This is a genomic window from Pseudomonas sp. Irchel s3h17 (genome assembly GCF_900187505.1).
GTDB lineage: Bacteria > Pseudomonadota > Gammaproteobacteria > Pseudomonadales > Pseudomonadaceae > Aquipseudomonas.
Map to the genome: position 1 here is coordinate 346,728 of NZ_FYDL01000002.1, position 26,489 is coordinate 373,216.

At 60.1% G+C, this 26,489-nt stretch carries 28 protein-coding genes and 1 pseudogene; 15 read left to right on the plus strand and 14 right to left on the minus strand.

All coding sequences use genetic code 11. The features are described from left to right. Window positions 1-222, plus strand: a pseudogene (locus CKW25_RS03615) (hypothetical protein); the annotation flags it as partial. An 83-nt stretch (window positions 223-305) separates the two neighbouring features. Here the strand turns inward: CKW25_RS03615 and CKW25_RS03620 are convergent. Next, the gene (locus tag CKW25_RS03620) at window positions 306-2,096 is read right to left on the minus strand and encodes an acyl-CoA dehydrogenase C-terminal domain-containing protein (protein WP_095077740.1); all 1,791 of its coding nucleotides are present in this window, start codon (window positions 2,094-2,096) and stop codon (window positions 306-308) included. 138 nt (window positions 2,097-2,234) lie between these two features. After that, window positions 2,235-3,254, minus strand: a complete 1,020-nt coding sequence (locus CKW25_RS03625; RefSeq protein ID WP_095077742.1) for a Glu/Leu/Phe/Val dehydrogenase dimerization domain-containing protein — start codon at window positions 3,252-3,254, stop codon at window positions 2,235-2,237. A 184-nt stretch (window positions 3,255-3,438) separates the two neighbouring features. Between CKW25_RS03625 and CKW25_RS03630 the strand changes: the two genes are divergently transcribed. Further along, the gene (locus CKW25_RS03630; RefSeq protein ID WP_095077745.1) at window positions 3,439-4,242 is read left to right on the plus strand and encodes a SirB1 family protein; all 804 of its coding nucleotides are present in this window, start codon (window positions 3,439-3,441) and stop codon (window positions 4,240-4,242) included. 41 nt (window positions 4,243-4,283) lie between these two features. On the opposite strand, the gene CKW25_RS03635 is transcribed toward CKW25_RS03630, so the two are convergent. From CKW25_RS03635 to hmgA, 4 genes are all read right to left on the minus strand, one after another. After that, window positions 4,284-5,645: an aromatic acid/H+ symport family MFS transporter gene (locus CKW25_RS03635; RefSeq protein ID WP_095077749.1), complete on the minus strand. Its 1,362-nt coding sequence runs from the start codon at window positions 5,643-5,645 to the stop codon at window positions 4,284-4,286. A 166-nt stretch (window positions 5,646-5,811) separates the two neighbouring features. Continuing rightward, the gene (gene maiA / locus CKW25_RS03640) at window positions 5,812-6,450 is read right to left on the minus strand and encodes a maleylacetoacetate isomerase (protein ID WP_095077753.1); all 639 of its coding nucleotides are present in this window, start codon (window positions 6,448-6,450) and stop codon (window positions 5,812-5,814) included. Window positions 6,451-6,462: 12 nt separating this feature from the next. Continuing rightward, window positions 6,463-7,767 (minus strand): fumarylacetoacetase, encoded by a 1,305-nt coding sequence (fahA, locus tag CKW25_RS03645; RefSeq protein WP_095077758.1) that lies wholly within the window; start codon window positions 7,765-7,767, stop codon window positions 6,463-6,465. A 3-nt stretch (window positions 7,768-7,770) separates the two neighbouring features. Continuing rightward, window positions 7,771-9,075, minus strand: coding sequence for a homogentisate 1,2-dioxygenase (gene hmgA, locus CKW25_RS03650; protein WP_095077761.1), 1,305 nt, complete (start codon window positions 9,073-9,075; stop codon window positions 7,771-7,773). Between the two features lie 162 nt (window positions 9,076-9,237). On the opposite strand from hmgA, the gene CKW25_RS03655 reads away from it, so the two are divergent. The 3 genes from CKW25_RS03655 (at window position 9,238) to CKW25_RS03665 (ending at window position 11,959) form a co-directional block, all read left to right on the plus strand. Beyond that, window positions 9,238-10,044 (plus strand): IclR family transcriptional regulator, encoded by an 807-nt coding sequence (locus CKW25_RS03655; RefSeq protein WP_095077765.1) that lies wholly within the window; start codon window positions 9,238-9,240, stop codon window positions 10,042-10,044. A gap of 641 nt (window positions 10,045-10,685) precedes the next feature. Next, window positions 10,686-11,450, plus strand: a complete 765-nt coding sequence (locus tag CKW25_RS03660) for an N-acetylmuramoyl-L-alanine amidase (protein ID WP_095077768.1) — start codon at window positions 10,686-10,688, stop codon at window positions 11,448-11,450. Window positions 11,451-11,707: 257 nt separating this feature from the next. Beyond that, window positions 11,708-11,959: a hypothetical protein gene (locus CKW25_RS03665; protein WP_095077772.1), complete on the plus strand. Its 252-nt coding sequence runs from the start codon at window positions 11,708-11,710 to the stop codon at window positions 11,957-11,959. Window positions 11,960-12,043: 84 nt separating this feature from the next. On the opposite strand, the gene CKW25_RS03670 is transcribed toward CKW25_RS03665, so the two are convergent. The 4 genes from CKW25_RS03670 to CKW25_RS03685 all read right to left on the minus strand — a co-directional run bounded on the left by CKW25_RS03670 (window position 12,044) and on the right by CKW25_RS03685 (window position 15,451). Next, the gene (locus CKW25_RS03670) at window positions 12,044-12,955 is read right to left on the minus strand and encodes an SDR family oxidoreductase (protein ID WP_095077775.1); all 912 of its coding nucleotides are present in this window, start codon (window positions 12,953-12,955) and stop codon (window positions 12,044-12,046) included. 139 nt (window positions 12,956-13,094) lie between these two features. After that, window positions 13,095-13,997, minus strand: coding sequence for an alpha/beta fold hydrolase (locus tag CKW25_RS03675; protein ID WP_095077778.1), 903 nt, complete (start codon window positions 13,995-13,997; stop codon window positions 13,095-13,097). After that, a complete protein-coding gene (locus CKW25_RS03680; protein WP_095077780.1) occupies window positions 13,998-14,780 on the minus strand; it encodes a class II aldolase/adducin family protein in 783 nt (260 codons plus the stop codon). A 215-nt stretch (window positions 14,781-14,995) separates the two neighbouring features. Next, entirely contained in the window at window positions 14,996-15,451 is a 456-nt protein-coding gene (locus CKW25_RS03685) for a flavodoxin (RefSeq protein WP_095077782.1), read from the minus strand. Between the two features lie 152 nt (window positions 15,452-15,603). Between CKW25_RS03685 and CKW25_RS03690 the strand changes: the two genes are divergently transcribed. Both CKW25_RS03690 and CKW25_RS03695 read left to right on the plus strand, forming a co-directional pair. Then, window positions 15,604-16,068, plus strand: a complete 465-nt coding sequence (locus CKW25_RS03690) for a PAS domain-containing protein (RefSeq protein WP_095077783.1) — start codon at window positions 15,604-15,606, stop codon at window positions 16,066-16,068. A gap of 63 nt (window positions 16,069-16,131) precedes the next feature. Continuing rightward, window positions 16,132-16,737, plus strand: coding sequence for a hypothetical protein (locus tag CKW25_RS03695; RefSeq protein ID WP_095077785.1), 606 nt, complete (start codon window positions 16,132-16,134; stop codon window positions 16,735-16,737). 3 nt (window positions 16,738-16,740) lie between these two features. Here the strand turns inward: CKW25_RS03695 and CKW25_RS03700 are convergent, their stop codons facing one another. After that, window positions 16,741-17,697: a MerR family transcriptional regulator gene (locus CKW25_RS03700; protein ID WP_095077787.1), complete on the minus strand. Its 957-nt coding sequence runs from the start codon at window positions 17,695-17,697 to the stop codon at window positions 16,741-16,743. A gap of 211 nt (window positions 17,698-17,908) precedes the next feature. Between CKW25_RS03700 and CKW25_RS03705 the strand changes: the two genes are divergently transcribed. The 6 genes from CKW25_RS03705 to CKW25_RS03730 all read left to right on the plus strand — a co-directional run bounded on the left by CKW25_RS03705 (window position 17,909) and on the right by CKW25_RS03730 (window position 20,949). Continuing rightward, a complete protein-coding gene (locus CKW25_RS03705) occupies window positions 17,909-18,478 on the plus strand; it encodes an antibiotic biosynthesis monooxygenase (protein ID WP_095077788.1) in 570 nt (189 codons plus the stop codon). Window positions 18,479-18,558: 80 nt separating this feature from the next. Further along, on the plus strand, window positions 18,559-19,269 hold the full coding sequence (folM, locus tag CKW25_RS03710; RefSeq protein ID WP_095077790.1) for a dihydromonapterin reductase: 711 nt from the start codon (window positions 18,559-18,561) through the stop codon (window positions 19,267-19,269). A 21-nt stretch (window positions 19,270-19,290) separates the two neighbouring features. Further along, complete coding sequence (gene folE, locus CKW25_RS03715) at window positions 19,291-19,848, plus strand: GTP cyclohydrolase I FolE (RefSeq protein WP_095077793.1); 558 nt, start codon at window positions 19,291-19,293, stop codon at window positions 19,846-19,848. A gap of 2 nt (window positions 19,849-19,850) precedes the next feature. Beyond that, window positions 19,851-20,222 (plus strand): dihydroneopterin triphosphate 2'-epimerase, encoded by a 372-nt coding sequence (folX, locus tag CKW25_RS03720; protein WP_095077796.1) that lies wholly within the window; start codon window positions 19,851-19,853, stop codon window positions 20,220-20,222. A 99-nt stretch (window positions 20,223-20,321) separates the two neighbouring features. Beyond that, window positions 20,322-20,618 (plus strand): DUF1244 domain-containing protein, encoded by a 297-nt coding sequence (locus tag CKW25_RS03725; RefSeq protein WP_095077800.1) that lies wholly within the window; start codon window positions 20,322-20,324, stop codon window positions 20,616-20,618. After that, window positions 20,611-20,949: a HopJ type III effector protein gene (locus CKW25_RS03730; RefSeq protein ID WP_095077804.1), complete on the plus strand. Its 339-nt coding sequence runs from the start codon at window positions 20,611-20,613 to the stop codon at window positions 20,947-20,949. The genes CKW25_RS03725 and CKW25_RS03730 overlap by 8 nt, the downstream gene beginning before the upstream one ends. Before the next feature lie 341 nt (window positions 20,950-21,290). Here CKW25_RS03730 and trxB read toward each other — a convergent pair whose 3' ends face one another. Next, complete coding sequence (gene trxB, locus CKW25_RS03735; protein ID WP_095077808.1) at window positions 21,291-22,247, minus strand: thioredoxin-disulfide reductase; 957 nt, start codon at window positions 22,245-22,247, stop codon at window positions 21,291-21,293. Between the two features lie 312 nt (window positions 22,248-22,559). Here trxB and cysZ point away from each other — a divergent pair, with 312 nt between their 5' ends. Both cysZ and CKW25_RS03745 read left to right on the plus strand, forming a co-directional pair. Continuing rightward, window positions 22,560-23,315 (plus strand): sulfate transporter CysZ, encoded by a 756-nt coding sequence (gene cysZ, locus CKW25_RS03740; RefSeq protein ID WP_095077812.1) that lies wholly within the window; start codon window positions 22,560-22,562, stop codon window positions 23,313-23,315. A 63-nt stretch (window positions 23,316-23,378) separates the two neighbouring features. Beyond that, window positions 23,379-24,554, plus strand: a complete 1,176-nt coding sequence (locus tag CKW25_RS03745; RefSeq protein ID WP_095077817.1) for a glycosyltransferase family 1 protein — start codon at window positions 23,379-23,381, stop codon at window positions 24,552-24,554. Between the two features lie 83 nt (window positions 24,555-24,637). Here CKW25_RS03745 and CKW25_RS03750 read toward each other — a convergent pair whose 3' ends face one another. Then, entirely contained in the window at window positions 24,638-25,741 is a 1,104-nt protein-coding gene (locus CKW25_RS03750) for an NADH:flavin oxidoreductase (RefSeq protein WP_095077820.1), read from the minus strand. 199 nt (window positions 25,742-25,940) lie between these two features. Continuing rightward, a complete protein-coding gene (locus tag CKW25_RS03755) occupies window positions 25,941-26,423 on the minus strand; it encodes a glutathione peroxidase (RefSeq protein ID WP_095077824.1) in 483 nt (160 codons plus the stop codon). Window positions 26,424-26,489: the final 66 nt, after the last annotated feature.

Below are 26,489 nucleotides of genomic sequence, written 5' to 3' on the forward strand. Positions count from 1 at the left end.
AAAGCCGTTCCGTCCCTGACCGAACAGCAGGTCGAAGAAGCCGGGATCTACATGGCGAAAAACCGCGATGTGTTTGCCAAGGCGTTCAAGAGCCAGCCGGATGCCCTGTCCGAATTGCTGAACGTGCCCGCTCCGGCAGTGGAATCGGTTGAGCCTGCCGAACCTGTCGAACCGCCCGCCAAACCGGCCAAGGCCGCCAAAGCCGCCAAAGCCGCGAAGTAAGCAACGTCCGAATTGAAAAGGCCCTGGATCACAAGATTCAGGGCCTTTTTCATGCCCGTTTTTGCAGGGCACCGGGGCAATGGTTAAAACACGAAACTGGTTTCCGGCATTGCCATCAAGGAGTCCGCGCCCGCCAGAATGGCCTCGCGGTGCGCACTGGCCCGGGGTAGAACCCGATCCGTATAGAACGCGGCACTGTGCAGCTTGGCCTGGTAGAACCCGGCTTCGTCAGTGCCCGAAGCCAAGGCCGCTTCGGCCCGGGCCGCCGCCTGCAGCCAGAACCCGGCAATCAGCACATAGGCCGAATACTGCAGGAAGTCCACGGAGCAGGCTCCGATCTCCTGCACATTGCGATTGCTCGCTTCGAGGACATGGGTCGTCAGTTCCCGCCATTCCTGCAGACGAACCTGCAGCGGTATCACCAACTGGCTCAACCGGCCCTCACGCGACTGGCGGGTACACCACTGGCTCAGCTCGTCTTGCAGGAGGCCGAGTTCCTTGCCGCCATCACCCAGCAGTTTTCGGCGAATGAAATCCAGCGCCTGGATGCCGTTAGTCCCTTCATAAATCTGCGTGATGCGGCTATCGCGCATCAACTGCTCCATGCCCCACTCACGGATAAACCCGTGACCGCCGTAAATCTGCACTCCAAGGCTGGAGACTTCCTGGCCCATGTCGGTAAAGAATGACTTCACGATCGGGATCAGCAATGCCGCGCGTTGACGCGCGCGCGTGCGAGCCTCCTGATCCGGGTGACCATGCTCCAGATCCAGTTGTTGCGCCGTGTAGGCCGACACCATCCGGCAGCCTTCGATCAAGGTTTTCTGGGTCAGCAACATCCGTCGAACATCGGGGTGGACGATGATCGGGTCCGCGGCCTTTTCCGGCGCGACAGCCCCCTGCAAGGCCCGGGATTGCAGCCGCTCCCGGGCGTAGCGCACAGAACCCTGGAATGAACGCTCGGCAACACCCAGCCCTTGCAGGCCGACTTGATAGCGCGCGTCGTTCATCATCGTGAACATACAGGCCAATCCCTGGTTCGCCGAGCCGATGATCCAGCCCGTGGCGCCATCAAAGTTCATCACACAGGTCGAGGCGCCCTTGATCCCCATTTTGTGTTCGATGGCACCGCAACCGAGGCTGTTCTTTCGCCCTGGACGGCCATCCGCATCGGCGATGAATTTGGGTACCAGCAGCAGGCTGATCCCTTTGACGCCGGGCGGGGCATCCGGCAGGCGGGCCAACACCAGGTGCACAATATTCTCTGAAAGGTCCTGCTCCCCCCCGCTGATGAAAATCTTGCTGCCGGTGACGGCATAACTACCGTCCGCTTGCGCGATGGCGCGGGTTCGCAACAGTGAAAGGTCAGTGCCGGCCTGGGGCTCCGTCAGGCACATGGTCCCGGTCCAGGTGCCTTGGACCATTTTTTCCAGGTAGCTGTTTTTCAGCGCCTCGTCACCGTGCTTGTACAACGCCAGCACCGCGCCTTCTGTCAGCCCCGAGTACACCCGGAACGACAAGCTGGCGGCCATCAGCATCTCGTGGAAGCTGGCCGAGACCATTTGCGGGAATGCCTGGCCGCCGTACTCGGCAGGCCCGGACATGCTGGCCCAGCCGTTATCGACGTATTGCCGATAGGCTTGCGCAAAGCCTTTGGGGGTCGTGACCTGCCCATTGACGAGGGTCACGCCTTCTTCGTCGCTATTACGGTTCAGCGGCGCGACCACTTCTGCGGCATAGCGAGCCGCTTCATCCAGGACGCCATCAATCAATGAGCGATCAAGGCCGTGCCCCAGCAGCTCACAATGGGCACTGACATCAAACAGTTCATGGAGCACGAAACGCATGTCACGCAAAGGTGCTTGGAAGCTCATACACGGCCCTTCTACATCGGCAAGGATTGGTTTCTCCCACCTTGCCGATGAAGTTGCGGACCACCACAAGCCAAGCCTGACAAAAAATGCTCACTTGCCCTGCCATGCAGAAAAAAGACCCACCGACAGCCTGGACGCTTAGCGATACAGCAAGCGCTCTGCCAATTCGTCCGCCACCCGTGCCGGCGAGCGTTTTTCCGCCTGGGCGTGGGCAAAGACTTCCGTGAGGCGCGAGCTGATTTTCGAGAGGTGGGCGGTGATCGTCGGCAACTCCTCGCCCTGGTGTTTCAGTGCAACATAAATCAGCCCACCGGAGTTGATCACATAGTCCGGCGCATACAGGATGCCGCGATTCTCCAGTTGGTCCGCCACCTGCAAATTGGTCAGCTGGTTATTGGCCGATCCCGCCACCGCCGCACAGCGCAACTGCGCCACGCTGTGGCTGTTGAGCACTCCGCCCAGGCCGCACGGCGCGAGGATGTCACAAGGCGTACTGAGCAAGGCATCGTTGGCAATCGGATGGGCCCCCAACAGCTCCATCGCCAGCTGGACTTTGCCCGCATCGATGTCGCTCACCAGCAGTTCGGCGCCCGCCGCGTGCAGCTGCTCGGCGAGGGCAAAGCCGACATTGCCCAGCCCCTGGATCGCCACCCGCAGGCCCTCCAGGTTGTCACTGCCCAGTCGCGCCATGGCGGTGGCACGAATACCGGTGAACACCCCCATGGCCGAATGCGGCGAGGGGTCGCCCGAGGCCGTGGTGCTGGTGACATGCTGGGTTTGCTGGGCAATGCAGTCCATGTCGGCCACCGAGGTGCCGCTGTCGATGGCAGTGATGTAGCGTCCGTCGAGCTGTTCGACGCAACGCCCGAAGGCCTCGAACAGGGCCGCACGGTTCTCGACATGGGGTTGGCGCATGATCACCGCCACCCCACCACCCAGCGGCAACCCGGCCAGGGCGGCCTTGTAGCTCATGCCTTGCGCCAGGCGCACGGCATCGATCACGGCGCTTTCATCGTCGGGATAGGCAAGGTAGCGGCAACCGCCCAGGGCGGGGCCCAAACGGCTGCAATGAATGGCGATCACGGCCTTTAACCCGGTGGCCGGGTCAACGCTCAGGTGCAGCGATTCAAGGCGAGTGCTTTGCATGAGAGCGAACATCGTAGGGCTCCCGAATCACTTCCAGTAGTCGCCAGTATAGGCTTGCGGCTAAAAATTGCTGAAGCGCACCGGAATAAGCAGAGTGAGTCGTAGAGGCTTTAGGACATATCCCGCGACACCCCGTGCAAGGCACTGGACGAATGCCCGTGACGGGGCTAAAACGAGGCATTCACCGGAGATTTCGATGAAACCGCGCCAAGCTTTTTTCGCCTGCCTGCAACGCTCGCCACCGGCGCTTTTTGAAGCGGCGCTATGGATCGCGGCCGAACATGATCCCGAGGTGAAACCCGAGTGGTTGCTGGAGCAGTTCAAGGACGTCGAGCAACGGGTCAGCGCCGGTTTGCCGATGTTGCCGGTCAGCGAACTGGGCCAGCCGTTGTTGCGGCGGCTCAACGACATGGGCTATCAACAGGACGAATCCTCCCCGCTGCGCCCACAGGCGGCATTGCTCAACAAAGTGCTGGAACGGCGGCGTGGGCAACCACTGGCGCTGGGCCTGATTGCCCTGGAACTGGCTCGACGGCTGGAGATCCCGATGGTTGGCGTCAACTTCCCCGGGCACTTTCTGTTACGCGTGCCTGGCGCCGACCATCTGCTTGATCCATGCGGCGGTAGACGTTTATACCCCAACGATTGCCGCGAGCTGCTGCAACGTCAGTTCGGCCCGAACATGCAGCTCAACGCCGAGCACCTGGTGACCTGCGAACCGGTGCAGATGCTCCAGCGCCTGTCACGCAACCTGCGCCAGTTGCACTTGAGCCATGACGACAACCTTAACGCCCTGATCGACGCCGAACGGGTGCTGGAACTGGGTAATGCCAGCGCCAGCGACTACCTCGCCCGCGCCAGCCTGTATCAACGCCTGGACTGCCCCAACGCCGAACGCTACGACCTGGAGCACGCCCTACTGCTCTGCGAAGACCCGATCCAGCGCATTCGCCTGACCGAACGGCTGGGGCATCTGCCGCCCAACGCTATCGTGCACTGATGCCCGCGATCCTGGCACCCCGGTGTTACTGACAGAGCGCGTTACCGTTCATCGTGAGCAAGCTCGCCCCCAATAGGACTCGGGGCTGTATCCACGGGTGAACGCACCTGAATGATCAACAGCGCGGCAATCACTGCCGGAATCGCACAGAAGAAGAAAATCTGCTCCACGGGAACATGCATCGCCAGCAACATGCTGCCAAACAGCGGACCAAGAATCGACCCGAAACGCCCGACGCCCAATGCCCAACCGGTGCCAGTGGCTCGAACGTGTGCCGGATAGAAGTTACTGGCAAAGGCATTGAGGGTCAGTTGACCACCAATGATGCAGAAACCCGCCGCGAACACGAAGGCCACCAGGTAGCGTGGATTGTCATGGTTCAGGCCCAGCAGGACGGTGCACACCGCGGCTGCCGCCAGCACACCCGACAACAGACGCACTTTGCGCTTGAGACGGTCGGCGATCCAGGCCATGCAGATTGCACCGACCGTGCCGGCGAACAGGAACATCGACGTCACCAGATTAGCGTCCTTGAGTGTCAGGCCGCTTTCCAGCAGCAATGACGGCAACCAGCTGATCATGAAATACAGCAGGATCAAGCTGACAAAGAATGTCGACCAGATCAGCAACGTAGGCCGTGCGTAACCGTTGCGAAAGAGTTCCACCACTGTCAGTTTGCTGCCCTGCTCCTGCTCATTCTGTTGCACCGAAGCCGCCGGAGGCTGCCAGTTCGGCAGCATCCGGGCGGTGACTTTGCGCAGTCGCGCATAAGGCGGCTGATCACGCAGCAAGCGCGGCAGGGATTCAGGGAGAAACCAGAACAGGAAAGGAAACAGCAGCAAAGGCGCGACACCTCCCGCCAGGAACACCGCCTGCCAACCGAAACTGTCGATGAAACCGGCCGCCACAAAGCCACCCGCAGCGCCGCCAAACGAAAAGCCGCATGCTGCAAGCGTGACCATCAGCGTGCGCAGGCGGGGGGGTGAGTATTCGGACATCAGCGCCATGGCACTGGGCATCGCCCCGCCCATGCCTATGCCGCAAATGAACCGTGCAACCATCAAGGTGTTCAAAGAGTCGACGAAGACCATCAACACCGTGAGGCTGGCGTAGATCAACACACAGCACAGCAGAATTCGCCGCACACCGAAGCGGTCAGCCATGGGGGTGACCGCCAGCGAACCCAGGGTAAGACCCAGCAGGTTGGCACTGAACACCGGGCCGAACGCCGCTTTTTCCAGCCCCCAATCCTGCGCGAGCGCAGGCACTACATACCCCAGGACCTGTGCGTCGTAGCCGTCAGTCACCAGCAACAACGCGAGAAGCAACAAGAGCAACCACTGATAACGCGACACCGGACGGGCGTCGAGGGCCGACCGAAAGCTGGCAATCTGATTATGCATCGCAAGGTACCTTTATTATTTTTTGGTTATGCCGGGGGGGGATTCCACATCTCTTGCAGGAGCGGGCTTGCCCGCGATGAATGATGAAGTGGTGCAAGCAACACACCGCGCTGCTCCTGTGGGGACGAGCTGGGCACCGCCCGGCCCGCCCCCACGGGGGCTGGTGTTACGCCGGGGTATCGGGCTGATTCGCCGGATGAGCCTTGATAAAGGCCGGGTGTTGCGCCGCCAGGGCCGCCACTCGACGAATCCGGGGGAACGCCTCAAGGGAGATGCTGAAGCGCTCCGCCGCATACAGCTGTGGAATCAGGTAGACATCTGCCACCCCCGGTGCACTGCCGAAACAGTAACCCTCATCGCCGATCAACTGCTCGACCGCCGCCAGTCCCTGAGTGATCCAGTGACCGATCCACTGCACCACCTGCGGCTCGTCATGCCCCAGCTGGCGCAGTTGATTGAGCACACTGACGTTGTGCAGCGGATGAATGTCGCAACCGATCAACGCCGCCACCGAGCGCTCGTGAGCGCGCCTGTCCAGGTCGCCGGACAGCAGCGGCACCTGGGGGTAACGCTCCTCCAGGTACTCGATGATCGCTGGCGACTGGATCAGCAATTCGCCTTCATCCGTGCGCAAGGCCGGCACCCGGCCTTGCGGATTGATCTGCAAGTAGGCCGGCTGCCGGTGTTCGCCCCCTTGCGGGGCGATCAGGTTGACCGGCAGTGCCTGGTAATCCAGCCCTTTGAGCGCCAGGGCAATGCGCACCCGAAAGGATGAGGTCGAACGGTAGTAGGTAAAGAGTTCCATGGCCTGAACCTCTTAGCGTGCCGGCAGGATCTTGCCACGGCATTCGCCGAAGCCGATGGATGCAAAGCCGTCACGGCTGCAACGGGCTCGCAGGATGATTTCGTCGCCGTCCTCAAGGAACTTGCGCACCTCGCCAGACGCCAGCTCAATCGGTTTTTTACCGCCCTCGGTGATTTCCAGCAGGCTGCCGAACTGGCCGTTTTCCGGACCCGACAAGGTACCCGAGCCGAACAGGTCGCCGGCCTGCAACTGGCAGCCGTTGACGCTGTGGTGCGCAACCATTTGGGCGACGGTCCAGTACATGTGCTGGGTGTTGCTCAGAGTCAGGCGATGGGCCGGCAGACGCTGTTCACGCATGGTTTCGGTGAGCAGCAGCACTTCCAACTCGATATCAAAGCCCCCGGCGGCCTGATCGCGCGTGTCGAACAGGTACGGCAGTGGCTGCGGATCACCCTCAGGGCGCGCCGGCTGGGCACGGCGGAATGGCTCCAGCGCTTCGGCGGTCACCACCCACGGCGAGATGCTGGTGATGAAGCTTTTCGACAGGAACGGACCCAGTGGCTGGTACTCCCAGGCCTGGATATCCCGGGCCGACCAGTCATTAAGCAGGCAGAAACCGGCGATGTGTTCGGCGGCGTCACCGATGGCAATCGAATCCCCCATCTCGTTACCCTGACCGATCCAGATCCCCAGTTCCAGTTCGTAGTCCAGGCGTGCGCACGGGCCGAAAGTCGGCTCGGCCTGGCCGGCGGGCAGGGTCTGGCCTTTCGGGCGACGGACGTCGGTGCCGGAGGGACGGATGGTCGAGGCGCGGCCGTGATAACCGATCGGCACATACTTGTAGTTCGGCAGCAGCGGGTTGTCCGGACGGAACAGTTTGCCAACGTTCTGTGCGTGCTCGATGCCGACATAAAAGTCGGTGTAGTCATTGATTTTCGCCGGCAGGTGCATCTGGCAATCGGTGGCCAGTGGCAGCAGTTTCGCGCCCTGGGCTTCGATCTTGCCGTGCAGGGTGCTGCCTTCGGCGAACAGTTCCAGCAGGCGCTCACGCAGGGCAACCCGCGCACCGCGACCGAGGTCGAAGAACGCGTTCAACTGGCCGCCACGGGTGGCTTCGACGGCCGTGCGAGCAGCACCGTCAAACAGGCCGGCCTCAAGTGCCGCTTCCAGGTCAAAAATGTGCTCACCGATGGCCACGCCGCTGCGCGGCGCCGAACCCTGAGTGCTGAACACGCCCAGCGGCAGGTTCTGCAACGGGAAATCAGCATGGTCGTTGGCGGAGGCAACCCAGCTACGAGTGGGGGTGGTCTGGGTCATGGGTTATCTCCGATTCGGGTTGAAAGTGACGGGCAGCGAAGCCCAGCAAGCATCATAGGTGTTTTGCAGTTGCGGGCAGTCGAGGGCGAAACGGCTTGGGCGCAATACCTGGCTGGTCTCGAACATGAACGCCATGGTGTTATCGATCTTGCTCGGTGTCAGTTCGACATTGATCGCCTTGGTGCAGGTCTCGCCATCCGGTCCGTGAGCGCTCATGCAACTGTGCAACGACGCGCCCCCCGGCAGGAAGCCTTCAGCCTTGGCGTCGTAGGCTCCCTGGATCAGGCCCATGAATTCGTTCATCAGGTTGCGGTGGAACCACGGCGGACGGAAGGTGTTCTCGGCAACCATCCAGCGTGGCGGGAAGATCACGAAGTCGAGGTTGGCCAGGCCATGAACGCTGGTGGGCGACGTCAGAACGGTGAAGATCGATGGGTCCGGATGGTCGAAGCTCACGGTGCCGATGGTGTTGAAACGACGCAGGTCGTATTTGTACGGGACGTTGTTACCGTGCCAGGCCACGACGTTGAGTGGCGAATGGTCCAGCTCGCACCCCCACAGTTCACCGAGGAACTTCTGTACCAGGGTGGTCGGCTGCTTGAGGTCTTCGTAGTGCGCAACCGGGGTCAGGAAGTCCCGAGGGTTGGCCAGGCCGTTGCTGCCAATCGGCCCCAGGTCCGGCAGACGCAGCGGCGCGCCATGGTTCTCGGCCAGGTAGCCACGTGCTTGCGGGTCGAGCAGTTCGATACGGAACTTCAAGCCCCGTGGCAGTACCGCTATTTCCAGCGGTTCCAGTTCCAGCACGCCCAGCTCGGTGGCGATACGCAAGCGGCCCAGCTCCGGTACCAGCAACCATTCGCCATCGGCATTGAAAAACACCCGCTCCATCGAGCGATTGGCGCGGTAATGGTAAATGCTGATACCGGACGGTTTTTCCGAACCCGAGTTGGCGGCCATGCTCACCAGGCCGTCGATGAAATCAGTCGGCTCGGTGGGGATGTCCAACGGGTTCCAGCGCAGGCGGTTGGGTGTCACTTCGCCCAGCGGACCACCGGCCAGTTGCCGCTCCAGCTTGACGAACGCCGGGTGGTTGGCCGACGGCTGGATGCGGTACATCCAGGTGCGCCGCGCTTCACTGCGGACCATGGTGAATGCAGTGCCGGAGAACAGTTCGGTGTAGAGGCCGTAAGGGGCTTTTTGCGGAGAGTTCTGGCCGACAGGTAATGCGCCTGGCAGCGCTTCACTGCTGAATTCGTTGCCGAAGCCTGACTGGTAAGCCAGCGCCGGTGCCGTTGAGTCGAGGTTCATGGAGCCTCCTGAACAGGGAGTAGGCCGTGGCCATGGCTCCATTTCAGAGTCTCGGCACGTCCAGGTTATTTTTATCGTAATTCGATTACGCATAACGTAATTTGATTGGTATTGACCGTCAAGCTATAAAGACGCCCATTCATCTCCAGGCATGACTGAACCATGGAAAAGCCGCGCGCAACCAGCGACAGCAACGGTAAACAGAAAGTCCGCTCGGCCGAGGTCGGCACCGACATCCTCAAGGCGTTGGCCGAGTTGTCGCCGTCGACGTCGTTATCGCGCCTGGCCGAACATGTGCAGATGCCGGCGAGCAAGGTTCACCGCTATCTGCAGGCGCTGATCGCCAGCGGTTTTGCCGAGCAGAACACGACGACCAACCACTACGGCCTGGGCCGCGAAGCCTTGCGCGTCGGCCTGGCGGCCCTGAACAGTATGGACGTGCTGAAAGTCGCCGCCCTGCCACTCAGCGAGTTGCGCGACGAATTGAATGAAACCTGTTTCCTGGCGGTGTGGGGCAATCAGGGGGCAACCGTGGTGCACATCGAGCCTGCGGTGCGTGCAGTGACAGTGGTGACCCAGTTAGGCTCGGTGTTGCCGCTGCTCAGCTCGTCCACCGGCCTGGTGTTCGGCGCGTACTTGCCGCACCGGGAAACCGCCGAGTTGCGAGAGCAGGAAGTCCAGGCCGCGGAGGCTCACCCCTTGGCCGATGAACAGGCCTACCGCACCTTGTGCGAACAGATTCGCCAACGCGGCCTGCACCATGTGCATGGCTTGCTGATGCCCGGCGTCGATGCGCTCTCGGCACCGGTGTTCAATGCGGTTGGACAGATTGCCGCCGTGCTGACCATCGTCGGCCCGACGTCCTTGTTCCACGCCGACGAAAACGGGCCGGCGGCGCAGCGCCTGTTGGCGGCAACCCGGGCCGTGAGCTGGCGCATGGGGCATGAACCCGCCACGGCCTTGAGCTGATCGCTGCACGACTGCACTCAGGTAAAAAACCCCATCGACTTGGTCTTGGCCACCGCCTGGATTCGACGTTCAACCGCGCACTTTCCGAGGATCAGTACCCTTGCGGGCCCGGGACTTCGAACCGGGCATGGACGGACAGGATGACGGGGGTATCAGCCACACCCATGATGCAAGCGCACCAGAGTCGAGATCGCGACTGTTGCCAATGATGCAACAGTGCATGTCTCGAATCGCTATTTTTCCTGTGCAAAGAACAACTTATTATTGTCTGGCTTTCACGGGAAATACCCTGAATGCGCAAAGGCACTCAAGTGTGGATCGTCCACTTGCCCTGCCAAAAAATCCAGATGAGTTGAGCCTCCCCTTCAATTCATTGCCCGTTGTTCACTGACGTTGATTTGTAGCTCCTTGATCTAACGTCTTACCTTGGCCGCTGCGTTTGCAGCGGCCTTTTTTATGCGCTGGTTTTTATTCACTACAACCTGGCACTACAGCACCGGCGACACATAGCCATACAACACTAACGCCCCTCCTACAAAAGCGCCGGAAAAGCGCCACATAAGTACTGATAACTCACTGATAGGCTGACTTGACTGGCGGTAAACGCCAACTCAATCACGTCGATACCGGAGTCATCATTCATGTTTCCCATCAATAGCCAATACCGCTCGACCAAAGGTTACAACAGTCGAATTCGCTTCCTGATCCTTCACTACACTGCCGGCAACTTTTCAAGCTCGATCGCGGCACTGACCGGTCCCAGCGTCAGCGCTCATTACCTGATCCCCGACGTGACCGACTCCTCCTACGCCAAGGCCGGGTTCACGGATCAGCAGATCTTCAGTCTTGTCGATGAACAGCAACGGGCATGGCACGCCGGAGTCAGCCAGTGGGACAATCGCAGCAGTCTCAATGACACCTCAATCGGTATCGAAGTGGTGAATCTGGCGAGTGACAACCAGGGACACTTCAACTTTCCGCCTTACCCCCCCCTGCAAGTCGCCGCGATTGAGCAACTGGCACTGGACATACTCAAGCGCTACCCGGACATCAGTGCGCGTAATGTCCTGGGCCACTCTGACATCGCCATTGGCCGCAAGAGCGACCCAGGCCCGGCATTTCCATGGCATGCGCTGTATTTGAAGGGCATTGGTGCCTGGTTTGACAATGACCGCCGAGATGCCCGGCTGCGACACTACAACGAATCGGGTATTCCCGATCGATCAGCGTTGATCAAACTATTCAAGACCTACGGCTATGACGTTTCGGGGGCTACTACCGAATCGGGATACCAACAACTGGTTCGAGCATTTCAATTGCACTTTCGGCCGGAGAAATACGACGGGGTCATGGATGCTCAAACGGCCGCGACCCTCGCAGCACTGGTGAGTAAATACTTCCCTTGAAGGCTGGCCTCACATCCTGCCAGCCATTTATTCGAGCACTCGGCTTGGCCGCTGTATTTGCAGCGGCTTTTTTATCGGTGGTATTTCTATGCGATTCAAAAAACAGGCTTCACACAAGAGGGGTTGCTTTTAATTATTGCATCAAGAAGATTCACACAAATGAACATGAGATAACCCACACCTCTATCAGATTCGTGCCTTTTACTTCTGTTGTAAGTTGAATATTGAGCGCCCTACTCATTCAACAGGAGATAAAGATGCCCAAGCCACCACGCTATCTAACTGACCCGGATGTTGAAGCAGAAGTCCGGACGCGAAAACAGCAGCGGATTGAAGCATGGACACAAGCTCTGCAATTGGCCAACGAACACGCTCAAGCGGCGGCACAAGCCGCCACGCAGTGCATCGCCGTCGAATGGACCCGACTCCAGTCACAGATGGCACTCAAACGGCTAGCTGAGCAACTGCGTCCTGAAAGGCACCCGCAATCGAATAAACAGGTCACCTGACACCAGCCCCGGGCTTGAGGATGAAGGCAACGAAACCTGAATTCGTTACCCCCACCCGCGAAACGATAGCGGTGCCTTCACCACTTACAATGAATACTGCTGCAGATTGCCCATCATTTCCTTCAACGCTTCAATGTTGTCCTTCGGATGTGCCGCGCCTTCGAAGTCGCAGATCTGCTGCCAATGCGCCGCTACCTCCTCTGGCGAGAAACCCTCGCGCGGGTCAAAGCCGGCACCGAGACTACGCTCCCAGCGCACTTTGCCCATCCAGCCGCCACCCACTTCGAACAGCCCGGAGGTTTCCTGGCAGTTTTCGCTCGCCAGGTACACCACCAGCGGGCTGACCAGTTCCGGTTTCAGTTGCTCGAATACGTGTGGCGGGATCAGGCCTTCGGTCATGCGCGTACCACCGGTCGGGGCGATGGCGTTGACCAGGATGTTGTTTTTTCGGCCTTCGATGGCCAGGGTGCGGGTCAGGCCATAGAGGCCGAGCTTGGCCATGCCGTAGTTGGACTGGCCGAAGTTGCCGTAGATGCCCGACGTCGACGCGGTAAAGATTACCCGACCGTAGTTTTGCTCGCGCATGTGCGACCAGGCGGCACGGGTGACTTTGTAGGCGCCCTCGACATGGACGCGGTAAACCAGGTCCCAGTCGCTGTCGTCCATTTTGTGGAACGTCTTGTCCCGCAGGATCCCGGCATTGTTGACCACCACGTCGATCCGGCCAAAGGCGTCGAGTGCGTGCTGAACGATTTTCTCGCCGTCGGTCACCGAGTCATGGTTGGCGATGGCGGTACCGCCAGCCTCGCGAATCTCGGCTACTACGCGGTCAGCCGCGCTGGCGTTGGCCCCCTCGCCTTGCGCCGAGCCGCCAAGATCGTTGACCAGCACGTTGGCCCCCTGCCTGGCGAACAGCAACGCATGGGCCCGTCCCAGGCCTCCGCCCGCACCGGTGACGATCACGACTTTATCTTCGAAGCGCACAGACTCATTCATTACCCAACTCCAGCAGGCCCAAGGACAGTGAACCTGAGTGTCAGGCACACGCTACGCACTCACAATCAAGTGGGCTGGAGCTGAATGGTGGACGATAAGGCAGAGGGATGATCGAGCGGTGTGCCAGGCGTTCAGGGGATCAGGAGAAGGCGACTTTCAACGCCAGGGAATTCAGATGTTCACGAAAGGCCAGGTAGTGCTTGAGCACCTGCACCGGCGCTTCGATTTGCGGGTAATGACCAATGCCTTGCAGCAACACGGTGTCCGGATTGGCAATCAGCGCCCGGTAGCGTTCGACCATGTGCCCGCCCGACACCGGGTCGGCTTCACCGTCAATCACCCGTAGCGCAACGTTTCCCGTCTGCATGGCGCGAACCCAGCGATTGCGCAATGCGCGGCGTTGCGGCACATAATTGATCAGCTTATGCAGGATGCGCGGCCCATTGTTGCTGCTGATCAAACTCCAGAAATCGTCCAGTTCGCTTTCACTGGCGCGGGACTCGGGACCGAAGATCTGCCGGAAACTCTTGACCAGGGTATCTCGCGTAAAAGCCCGCCCGATCATCCAGCCCAAGGGGCTGAGCAGCAATTTCTGCATGAGCACCGGTCGATGAGTCTCGGGAAACAGCCCGCCGTTGAGGAACACACAACTGGCAATCTGCGCACGATCCTCTTCGTGCCGGGCCAGTAACTCCTGCGCCACGCTGTCTCCATAATCATGGGCCAGCAGATGCACGGGCTGGTCGATGCCTAAATGAGCCAGTAGCGCCTGCTGCAGGTCGGTCTGCTCCAGCAGACAGTAATCATGGTGAAGGGGTTTCGCCGAGTCGCCAAAACCGAGCATGTCGCAAGCGATCACTCGATAACGCTGGGCCAGGGGCTGCCACAGGTAATGCCAATCCCAGCTGGCGGTGGGAAAGCCGTGGATCAGCAGCAAGGGTTCGCCCTGGCCGGCCACCCAATAGCGGATGGCCTGGCCACGGAACACAAAGCTCTGGCTTCGTTTGCGCCAGACGCATAACGGGATTTCGGCGAGAGACATTTAGAGTCTGTAGCCCGTGTCTTGTTGATCGAGTTTGCGCAGCAACGCCGGCCAGGCCAGCGCGCCACCCATTCCTTGAGCACTTTTGGTTACGCCGGCAATCATCGCCCTGGCGCCGGCGAGTATCTGCGGTTCGATGGCAATCAACTCAGCCCCGCCACTCTGCGCCAGCACCTGGATATCGCAGGCGCGCTGGAAGGTGAACATCATCAGAAAAGTGTCGGCGATCGTGCTGCCACAGGTCAGCAACCCATGGTTGTGCAGCATCAGGAAATGGTTTTGCCCAAGGTCCGCTTGCAGGCGCGCCTTCTCCTCATGGTTCAGCGCGACGCCTTCATAAGCGTGATACGCCAGGCTGGAGAGGACAAACAACGATTGCTGACTGATCGGCAGCACGCCTTGCTTTTGCGCAGAAACCGCTACACCCGCTGCCGTGTGGGTATGCAGCACGCACGCCACGTCGTGACGCACTTCGTGCACCGCGCTATGGATGGTGTAACCGGCGGGGTTGATCTCGTACGGACTGGCCATTTGCTTGTTGCCGGCCTGATCGACCTTGACCAGGCTCGACGCGGTGATTTCGTGGAACATCATCCCGAACGGGTTGATCAGGAAATCTTCGGTGCCCGGCACCTTGGCCGAAATGTGGGTGAAGATCAGATCATCCCAGCCATGCAGGGCCACCAACCGATAACAGGCGGCCAGATCCACTCGCGCCTGCCACTCGGTGGCGCTGACCTGATCTTTGACATTCGGGGTTGATGCTGCGGGGGCTGCGCTCACGGCAAGACCTCAGTTCTTATTATTCTCAACATGTGAAAGCAGTCTAGTCAGCTATTGGCATTCCGGTAGTTGCATTGGCAGCCAGCTTAATGACCTAACGAGTCAGTACATTTTGCAGCACGCAGGGCCGTGATCCGCATCACAACCCCCACTTGAGCAGACCCCTACGAACAACCCGTGGTGAGGGTGCCCGGCACAGTCGCGCAAGCGTCCGGTCAACCACGCAGAGCGCTGATCAGCTCGGCCAGCCAGGGTTCGGCATCCGTTTCGGGGGTCACACTTTCACTGGCGTCCAGGCGCAACATGGGCAGCACTTCACGCACCCCCAACTCGCCGAACAGCTCGCGCATCTGTTCACCGCCACCGCAGAAGGTATCACCGTAACTGGCATCGCCCAGACCGATCACCGCGCCCGGCAACCCGCGCCAGGCCGCTGGCAACGTATCGCGAATCATCGAGTACAGCGGTTGCAGGTTGTCCGGCAGTTCGCCCATGCCGGTAGTCGAGGTCACTGCCAGAAACGCTTCAGGGCCAAATGCCTGAACATCCGCCAGGGTCGCGCGCGGGTTATGCCAGGTCTCGAACCCCGCGGCATTGAGTAGCTTGGCTGCATGTCGGGCGACTTCTTCAGCTGTGCCGTAGACCGAGCCGGAAAGGATGGCGACTTTCATCAATCTGATCCTGAATCTGAGTGAAAACCGGAATACTAACAGCTGACGCAAAAAAACCGCGATTGACTCTCAATCAGCAATGATAGCCAGTGGACAGTTTCCCGCCCTGTCATAGAATGCAACGCACCACTCAACGCAGAAAGGACTCTTCGATGATCAATGCTCAATTGCTGCAATTGGTGATCAACGCTTCAAACGATGGAATCGTGATTGCCGAACGGGAAGGCGAAGACAATATCCTGATCTACGTGAACCCGGCCTTCGAAAAGCTCACCGGTTACAGCGCTGAAGAAATCCTCTATCAGGACTGTCGTTTTCTCCAGTCTGGAGATCGCGATCAGTACGCCTTGGGCAGTATCCGTGAAACGCTGAAAAACGGCGGATCCTGTCGCGAGGTCCTGCGCAACTACCGCAAGGACGGCACGCCGTTCTGGAATGAACTGTCGCTTTCAACGGTGTACAACGAAAGCGACAAGCAAACATATTTCATCGGTGTGCAAAAAGACGTCACGACCCAGGTCAAGGCCCAGCTACGGGTCGAACAACTGGAAGCCGAGTTGAGCGCATTGAAAGTCCAATTGCGGACGCTCAATACGACCAACGGTCAAAACAACTGAACGAATCAATGGTCACTAACTACAATCACCAATGACTTTGTAATTATATCTTTCGAGTAAACCATGCACCGCGATGCCCTTCTGACTCAGGATGAACTCGATTTCATCCAGATGATGCAACACAACCCGCAACTCAATGTGCGTGATGCGACGTCGAGCCTGCTGGTGAATGGGGGCGCCCAGATTCGCGACCTGCTGACTCGCCTGGCAGCGAACGAGCAAGTAACCATCCAGGCACAGTTCGAAAACCAGCAGATGACCTTCCCCCTGCACCTGGTCGAAGACGAGTTTCATGCGCTGCATTTGCGCCTGGGCGTACCGAGTATCTATGAGGACGGCCCCATGGTTCGCCCGTGGCGCCTGGTGCTTGAAGAGCCGGTCGCGCTGGAAAACGCCAGGGGCCAGCCGGGCATGCTGTGGGTGCATGAAGTGTCATTCAAGGGGGTCCTGCTGGAAGTGCGCAACCGCACCAAGCCACCGAAAAGCTTTGCGCTGTGGTTCAGCCCTTCAGGTTATGAGCGTATCGCCATGCGCGGCACCTTCGAGCGGGAAACCGAACACGGTTACTACGCCTATCGGCTCAACCAGGGCGACAAGGACGAAACCGAACGGTTGCGTCAGTACATCCTTCAGCAACACCGCCTGACCCACCCGGCCCTGCATACCTGAGCATCAGGTATCGAGCGTTCCCACCAGGAACCGCTGCAGACGCTGCTGCATCAGCCCGCCTTCGCTACCCAGGCAGCCAATGGACGACCCGGCCAGGCTGTCCTGTGCCAGGTCCGACGCATCGCCGGCCAGCAGCAGACGGCAATCCAGGCTCATTGCCAGGCGATTCAGACGACGTGTGAAGTCCGTTGTTGGTACCCGATTGGAAACCAGCACCAACGCCTGGGGCTGGATTTTTTCACAGACCAGGGTCAGTTCATCGAAGGGTTTCCCCAGCGCCAGCACCCTGACACCCATGTCCCCGCTGCCCAGGTATAGCGCCGCCAACAGCAACTCAAGCTCGTGACAGTGCCCTTCGATTGCAGCCACGGCGACCCGCACCGGCCGCGAACCGCGCAACATGATCAGACGCTGGAGAACCCTGGAACGCAGGAACCCGTCGAGCATCACCCACTCGCTGGTCTGTCCGAAGACATCCTTCTGTTGCAGTAACTGCGCCCATAACGGCATGAAGATGTCCTGGAACACCACGGCCAGTGAATAGGAGGAAAAAACCTGACCGTAGATACGCCCCAACTCGACATCATCAAAACTGCCCAATGCAGCCTTGATCCGGGTTTGCCACTGGACATAGTCGGCTTGGACCAACTCATCCGGATTGATCTTCGACAGCACCCGGACTGCACTGTTTTTGCTCAGAATCCTGCCTACCTTGCTGACCGCCACACCCCGGCCGACCCAGCCAAGAATGCTGCGAATCTGTTCGATATCGGTCATTGAGTACAGTCGATGCCCGCTTTCGGTGCGCGTCGGCTGAATCAAACCGTAGCGTCGCTCCCAGGCACGCAGGGTCACCGGGTTGACACCTGTCAGGCGCGCCACTTCACGAATCGGGAAAAATCGCTCCTGACTGACGGCAAGAGGAGCCAATAAAGGCTCGTGAAGCTCAGTATCTTCCATGGGCGCGTGGACATCCTTGCCAAGTCGAATCTTACCTTATCCCTCAAGCAGCCCGGACATTCAAGCACCTGGCATTCGACGACCATCGCTGGTGTTTTCTACATAATCAGGAATAATTCTTGCCTATTCATTGGCGCAGCCCTCTACCCCCGGTGCTGCGTTTTGCACACCTCCTACCCGGAGTCGCGTGCGCGTCATATGGAGATACAAAATGTCTACCTCACCGGTCACCCTGATGGTGGCGCGTCGCGTTGCCAATGGGCGCTATCAGGACCTGATCGCCTGGTTGCGCGAAGGCGAACAACTGGCCACCGACTTCCCCGGCTATCTGGGTTCTGGCGTGCTCGCCCCGCCGCCCGACGATGACGAGTTCCAGATCATCTTCCGCTTTGCCGACGAGAAAACCCTGCACGCCTGGGAACATTCCGTCTCGCGCACTGCATGGCTTGCGCGCGGCAGCGACCTGTTTGCCCACCCCTCCGAGCATCGCGTCAGTGGCATCGACGGTTGGTTCGGTGCCGTCGGGCAACGCCCCCCACGCTGGAAACAGGCGGTGGCGATCTGGCTGGCGTTTTTCCCGGTCTCGCTGCTGTTCAACTTTGTCCTCGGTCCATTGCTCAACGACATGAGCATGCTGCCCCGCGTGCTCGTCAGCACCCTGGCCCTGACTCCACTGATGGTCTACCTCTTCATTCCATTGTCGACTCGCCTGCTGGCCGGCTGGTTGAACAGCACGCCCGTACGACCGTTACCCACTGAGCCCTCCACGCAGAATCGCTGATCCCCCGCCGGTGCGCTTGGCATAGGTTTACAAGGCTCGTCGCTGGTATAGTTTTGCCATACCCGCCATGCGAGCCGCCCATGCCCCCTTCCCTTGCCCCGATCCTCATCACCGGCGCCAGCCAGCGTGTCGGGCTGCATTGCGCCAAACGGCTGCTGGAAGACGGTCAACCGGTGATCGTCAGCTACCGCAGCGAACGCCCCGGCGTGCAAACCCTGCGCGACCTGGGGGCGATCACGCTGTTCGCGGACTTCTCCAGCGAATCCGGGATCCTGGCCTTTATCAGCGAACTGAAACAGCACACCCACTGTTTGCGCGCCATCGTGCATAACGCCTCCGCCTGGCTGGCGGAAACGCCTGACACCGAAGCGAGCGCATTTGGCCGGATGTTCAGCGTGCACATGCTGGCGCCGTACCTGATCAACCTGCACTGTGCCGACTTGCTGGAGCGCTCGACCCCGGCGGACATCGTGCACATCAGCGACGATGTCACGCGCAAGGGCAGCAGCAAGCACATCGCCTACTGCGCCAGCAAAGCGGGGCTCGACAGCCTGACCCTTTCGTTCGCGGCAAAATACGCCCCGAAGATCAAGGTCAACGGCATCGCCCCCGCCCTGCTAATGTTCAACCCCGACGACGATGCTGCCTACCGCGCCAAGGCACTGGCCAAGTCCGCGCTGGGCATCGAACCCGGTGCCGAAGTGATCTACCAGAGCCTGCGCTATTTGCTGGACAACCCTTATGTCACCGGCACGACCCTGACTGTCAACGGCGGACGGCACGTCAAGTAAGCCGCCCCGCGAGGATGTACCATGACGTTATTGCCCCAGCACTACCGTGAGATCCTGATCGGCCTGGGTGAAGACCCCGACCGCGAAGGCCTGCTGGACACCCCGCTGCGCGCGGCCAAGGCCATGCAATACCTGTGTCACGGTTATGCGCAAAGTGTCGAAGAGATCGTCAATGGTGCGCTGTTCGCCTCTGACAATGATGAAATGGTCATCGTCGACAACATCGAGCTCTACTCACTCTGCGAACATCACCTGCTGCCCTTCATCGGCAAGGCCCATGTCGCTTATATTCCTACCGGCAAGGTGCTGGGCCTGTCGAAGATCGCGCGCATCGTCGACATGTTCGCCCGGCGCTTGCAGATCCAGGAAAACCTCACCCGGGAAATCGCCGAGGCGGTGCAGCGTGTGACCGGCGCCGCCGGTGTTGCGGTGGTGATCGAGGCCCAGCACATGTGCATGATGATGCGCGGCGTCGAGAAACAGAATTCGATCATGAATACCTCGGTGATGCTCGGCGCCTTTCGCGAGTCGAGCACCACCCGCCAAGAATTCCTGCAATTGATTGGACGGAGCAAGTAGCAATGCCACAACTTCAACCAGGAATGGCCCGCATCCGGGTCAAGGACCTGTGTCTGCGGACCTTCATCGGGATCAATGAGGATGAAATCCTCAACAAGCAGGACATCCTGATCAACCTGACGATCCTGTATGCCGCCCAAGATGCGGTACGCGATAACGACATCGATCACGCGCTCAACTACCGCACCATCACCAAAGCGATCATCGCCCACGTGGAAGGTAACCGGTTTGCGCTGCTCGAACGCCTGACCCAGGAGTTGCTGGACCTGGTCATGGCCAACCAGAGCGTGCTCTACGCCGAGGTCGAAGTCGACAAACCCCACGCCCTGCGCTTTGCCGAGTCGGTGTCGATCACCCTCGCGGCAAGCCGCTGAGCTTCAAGCCCCACGCTTGAAGCGGTAAGCTACAAGCCAACGCAATTCCTATCTTGCGGCTTGATGCCTGCCGCTTGAAGCTGCCCCCCAGAGACCACCATGACCGACCAACAACGCCTGGAACTTGAAGCCGCCGCTTTCCGCCGGCTGGTTGCCCACCTGGACAGCCGCAAGGACGTGCAGAACATCGACCTGATGAACCTCTCGGGGTTCTGCCGCAACTGCCTGTCCAAGTGGTACAAGGCCGCCGCTGACGAACGCCAGATCGAGGTCAGCCTCGACGATGCCCGTGAAGTGGTCTACGGCATGCCCTATGCCGAGTGGAAAGCCCAATACCAGCAAGAAGCCAGCGCCGAGCAACAAGCGGCGTTTGCCAAAGGAAAAACCCATGACTGACCTGAACACCCTGCGCGCCAGCCTGAACAGCGGCGAACACGCTTTCGCCGATACCCTGGCGTTCATTGCCGCGGGCTACGACTACCAGCCACAGGCCTTCAACAACGGCGGCGTGGCAAACGCCGCCGGGCAGAACGAAGGGTCGTGCAAGACCCTGGGCCTGGCCCTGCTGGAAGGCTTGAGCGATAAAGAGGCACTGCTGGCATTCGGCGAACACTACCGCTCGGTGGTTGCGACGCCTGAAGGCAGTGATCACGGCAACATCCGGGCATTGATTGCCCATGGCCTGGCGGGTGTGAAGTTCACGCAGCAGCCACTGGCGCGCCGCTGATTCTCCCTATGGGAACGGGCTTGCCCGCTCCCACATCAAGTGCTTCATTGCCCGTGCAATCGCGGGCATGAAAAAACCGGCCAAGGCCCAATGCTGTTCAGTTAACGATAGGGTTGCTCAATACATCCCCCGTGGCGAGCGAGCTTGCTCGCGCTGGGCTGCACAGCAGCCCCAAAAACTATCGCCGAGTTCGTTCAGAAAGACCGCAGTCACTTTGTTGGGGGCGCTTCGCGCCCCAGCGCGAGCAAGCTCGCTCGCCACGGATCTCTCACTCGCTTCAAGCGTTTCTTAACTGAACAACATTGGCCAAGGCCGGTTTTTTCATTTCAACGCTCGCGCAATCAAGCGTTCTGCAGATCGTCCAGGTAACGCTCTGCGTCCAGTGCGGCCATGCAGCCGGCGCCCGCCGAGGTGATCGCCTGACGGTAGACGTGGTCAGCCACGTCGCCGGCGGCGAAGATACCTTCGAGGCTGGTGGCAGTCGCATTGCCTTCACGACCGCCCTGCACCACCAGATAACCGTCCTTGAGGGTCAACTGGCCTTCGAACAGCGACGTGTTCGGGGTATGGCCGATGGCGATGAACACGCCGTCGACTTTCAACTCGTCGAAGCTGCCGTCGTTGTTCTTCAAGCGCGCACCGGTCACGCCCATGTTGTCGCCCAGGACTTCGTCCAGGGTCGCGTTCAGCTTCAGCTCGATCTTGCCTTCGGCAACCCGGGCATTGAGCTTGTCGATCAGGATCTTCTCGGCGCGGAAGGTTTCGCGGCGGTGGATCAGGGTCACCTTGCTGGCGATGTTGGCCAGGTACAGGGCTTCTTCAACAGCGGTGTTGCCGCCGCCGACCACGGCCACAGGCTTGTTGCGGTAGAAGAAACCGTCGCAGGTCGCGCAGGCCGAAACGCCTTTGCCCATGAAGGTCTCTTCCGACGGCAGGCCCAGGTAGCGAGCGCTGGCGCCGGTGGCGATGATCAGGGCGTCACAGGTGTAAGTACCGCTGTCGCCGATGAGGGTGTACGGCTTGGCAGCAAAGTCGACGGCATTGATGTGATCGAAAACGATTTCGGTCTCAAAACGCTCGGCGTGCTCTTTCATCCGCTCCATCAGCGCCGGGCCGGTCAGGCCGTGAACGTCGCCCGGCCAGTTGTCGACTTCGGTGGTGGTGGTCAACTGACCACCCGCCTGCATGCCAGTGATCAGCAACGGCTTGAGGTTAGCGCGGGCGGCATAGACCGCAGCGCTGTAACCGGCAGGGCCGGAACCGAGAATAATCACTCGCGAATGACGTACATCAGACATGACTCACTCCTATCGACCGGCCGGTACTACCTGGCACGGATGCCGGATTGCCGGCTGGAATAAAAAAGGACCGTGCCGACGCTTGGGGAAGCGCCATAGTGGGACAGCCCTGAAAAATAATGGGTGCAGCGTATCGAGGAGGCGAAGATTAAGGAAATACGGTTTAACAATCCAGCTCATAGGCGGTCTCTATACGCCGGCGGTCTATTTATAGGCGCCTTTGTTACAGTTAATGTCGATGCCGTTACCGTGCTTTCGCCTGCCGGGCAAAGCCGGTAAGGTCGGCGCGTTTCTCATTGCTCGGAGCACACTATGCCCGCCCCCGTTCTGTCCGGCCCGCAATACCTGCGCGAAGGCCTCAAGCTGATCCTGAGTCCTGGCCTGCGCTTGTTTGTGCTGTTGCCACTGGCCATCAACCTGGTGCTGTTCGTCGGATTGATCTACCTGGCCAGCCATCAGTTCAGCCTGTGGGTCGACACCCTGATGCCTTCCCTGCCCGATTGGCTGAGTTTTCTCAGTTATGTGCTATGGCCACTGTTCGTGGTGCTGGTGGTGTTGATGGTGTTTTTCAGCTTCACCATGCTGGCCAACGTGATCGCTGCCCCCTTCAACGGATTTCTCGCGGAGAAAGTCGAAGTGGTGGTGCGTGGCACCGACGATTTCCCGGCCTTCAGCTGGGGCGAACTGATCGCCATGATCCCGCGCACGCTCGCCCGCGAGATGCGCAAGCTCGGCTACTTCCTGCCTCGGGCGCTGGCGCTGTTCATCCTGTCGTTCATCCCGGTGCTCAACCTGATTGCCGCACCGCTGTGGCTGGTCTTCGGCGTGTGGATGATGGCGATCCAGTACATCGACTACCCGGCAGACAACCACAAGCTGGGCTGGAACGAGATGCTCGCCTGGCTGCGCGAGAAACGCTGGCAGAGCATGGGCTTTGGCGGCAGCGTTTACCTGGTGCTGCTGATTCCCGTGGTCAATATCCTGATGATGCCGGCCGCCGTCGCTGGGGCGACGCTGTTCTGGGTGCGCGAGCGCGGCGCGGAAAACCTGGTGGCCAAGCAAGGCTGACCCTTCATGAATTCGTCATCGCGCTGACACAATGACGACACGGCCTCAGCCGACACTGAGGCCATGACGACAGCCCTGCACATCACCCTGATCACCGAAACCTTTCCGCCCGAAATCAACGGTGTGGCCAATACCCTTGGCCGCTTGTGCGATGGATTGCGCGCGCGAGGGCATCAGATCGAACTGGTGCGACCGCGCCAGGCGGGCGATCAGGCCCGAGCCAGTGATGACGAGCTGTTGCTCTGCCGAGGCTGGCCGCTGCCCGGATACCCTGGACTGCAATGGGGCCAATCGTCGATGCACAAGCTGCTCAGGCGCTGGAAGCGCCAGCGCCCGGACGTGCTCTACATCGCCACCGAGGGGCCATTGGGCTTGTCTGCCTTGCGGGCAGCACGGCGATTGGGCATTGCCGCGGTGAGCGGTTTCCACACCAATTTCCAGCAGTACTCCAGCCAGTACGGCCTCGGGCTGTTGACCCGGCTGCTGACGCACTACTTGCGCTGGTTCCATAACCGCTCCCAACTGACGCTGGTGCCCAGCGCCAGCCAGCGCCTGGAACTGGAGCGTCGGCACTTCGAGCGCCTGGCGCTGTTATCCCGGGGAGTCGACAGCCAGATGTTCCACCCGACCAAACGCCTGGGCTCCCTACGGGAAAGCTGGGGGCTGGCCAATGACGATATCGCGGTGATTCACGTGGGCCGGTTGGCCCCGGAAAAAAACCTGGGGTTGCTCAAACGCTGCTACCAACACCTGCAATCAACTTATCCACAGCGCCGGATGAAATTGATCGTGGTCGGTGACGGACCACAGCGCGCCGCACTGGAAAAGGACATGCCTGAAGCGATCTTCTGCGGCTCACAACGCGGTGAAGCCTTGGCCTGCCACTATGCATCCGGGGACATTTTCGTGTTCCCGAGCCTGACCGAAACCTTCGGCAATGTCGTACTGGAAGCGCTGGCCTCAGGCCTTGGGGTGGTGGCCTACGATCAGGCCGCCGCGGCCCAGCACATTCGCCATGGCTACAACGGTGTCGTGGCGATGCCAGGGGATGAAGACGCTTTTTGCGATGCCGCTGGCTGGCTGTTGGAGGAAGCGGAAGCCCTGCGCTGCATCCGCCTGAATGCGCGTCAGCACGCGAGCCGCCAGGGGTGGACGGCGATCATCGAGCAATTTGAAAGTCAGTTGCGCGGTGCGTGTGTGGGGGAGTTGGCGGTACCGAATGCACCGACCTTGCCGTAAGGCCATGGCGAGCCGGCTCCCACACTGGACCTTGTCGTCCTGCAGGAGCGGGCTGGCCCGTGATGGTGTGAGCGGGCCGCCGCTTAAACCAGCGTCATCAACGCTTCGCGACTGAACGGCAGGATGTCCTCTTCACGGCCATCACGCACTTTCTGCGCCCAGTCTGGATCGACCAGCAAGGCGCGGCCCACGGCCACCAGGTCGAACTCATCGTTGTTCAGGCGCTCCAGCAGTTTCTCCAGGCTGGCAGGCTGCGCGACTTTGTCGGTGTTGACCATGAACTGCAGGAATTCGCCGTCCAGGCCAACGCTGCCAACCGTGATGGTCGGCTTGCCGGTCAGTTTGCGGGTCCAACCGGCCAGGTTCAGTTCGGAGCCATCGAACTCCGGCTCCCAGAAGCGACGAGTCGAGCAGTGGAAAATATCCACGCCGGCATCCGACAACGGCTGCAGGAGTTCACCCAGTGCCTCAGGGGTGTGCACCAGTCGCGCGCTGTAATCCTGCTGCTTCCACTGGGAAAAGCGGAAGATGATCGGGAAGCCCTCGCCGACCGAGGCACGCACGGCCTGGACCAGTTCGATGGCAAAACGCGAACGGTTGGCCAGGCTGCCACCGTATTCGTCGGTGCGCTGGTTGCTGCCTTCCCAGAAGAACTGGTCGACCAGGTAGCCGTGGGCACCATGAATCTCCACGCCGTCCATGCCGATGCTCTGTGCATCCCTGGCAGCCTGGGCAAACGCCGCGATCACGTCCTGAATATCCTGTCGGGTCATGCCATGCACCACGACCTGACCTTCCTTGATTTTTTCCGACGGACCGTAGCCCGGCACACTGGCGTCCGGCTCGGTGCCGATGCGCCGCACACTGCCCACATGCCACAGTTGCGGAACGATCTTGCCGCCTTCAGCGTGCACGGCATCGACCACTTTCTTCCAGCCGGCCAGCGCGGCCTGGCCATGGAAATGCGGGACGTTGGGGTAGCCGTTGGATGCCTTGTGACCGACCGTGGTGCCCTCGGTGATGATCAGGCCCACACCGGCCGCCGCGCGACGGCGGTAGTACTCGATCACTTTTGAGTTCGGCACACCGCCCGGGGAGAACGAACGGGTCATCGGTGCCATGACCACGCGGGTCGGCAGTTCCAGCGCGCCGAGGTTGAACGGTTTGAACAAGGCTTTGACGGGCATGCGGCACTCCACAGGGACGCGAGGTTTATGACGACGATAATATGGAGACCGCAAGGTGCTGAACAGCACTATTGATTGCAGTGATTAAGCTAAAAAGACAGAACGGATTGACAGGAGCTGGAGGGCCGAAGCGGCCCTGGCGTCTTGCGGCGATCAACAGGGTCGTGATCGCAGGCAAGTCAGCTCCTGCAAAAAGAGATCAAGCGAGGGCTTTTTCGATGGCCTGGATGACCGTCGGATCATCCGGCGCGGTGCGTGGCGAGAAACGCGCCAGCACGCGACCGTCCTTGCCCATCAGGAATTTTTCGAAATTCCAGGTGATATCACCGGGAAATTCGGCCCCCTCGCCTGCCAGCAGACGATACAACTGATGACGCTCATGGCCGTTGACTTCCAGCTTGCTGGACAACGGAAAGCTCACGCCGTAGTTGAGGCTGCAGAACGTCTTGATCTCGTCTTCCGTGCCCGGCTCCTGCCCGGCAAACTGGTTGCACGGCAAGCCCAGCACGCTGAAGCCTTGAGCCTTGTACTGCTGATAGAGGTTTTCCAGCGCAGCGTACTGGGGTGTCAGACCACACTTGGAGGCGACGTTGACCACCAGCACGACGTGCCCTTTGAAGGGCGCCAGAGGCAACGCCTGGCCATCCAACGCTTTTAATGTAAGGTCGTGAAAAGCACTCATGACGTACTCCAGATATCCCGTGTTTTTCTCGAAACAGCCCAGCGACCGCGCAAACACCGATGACCG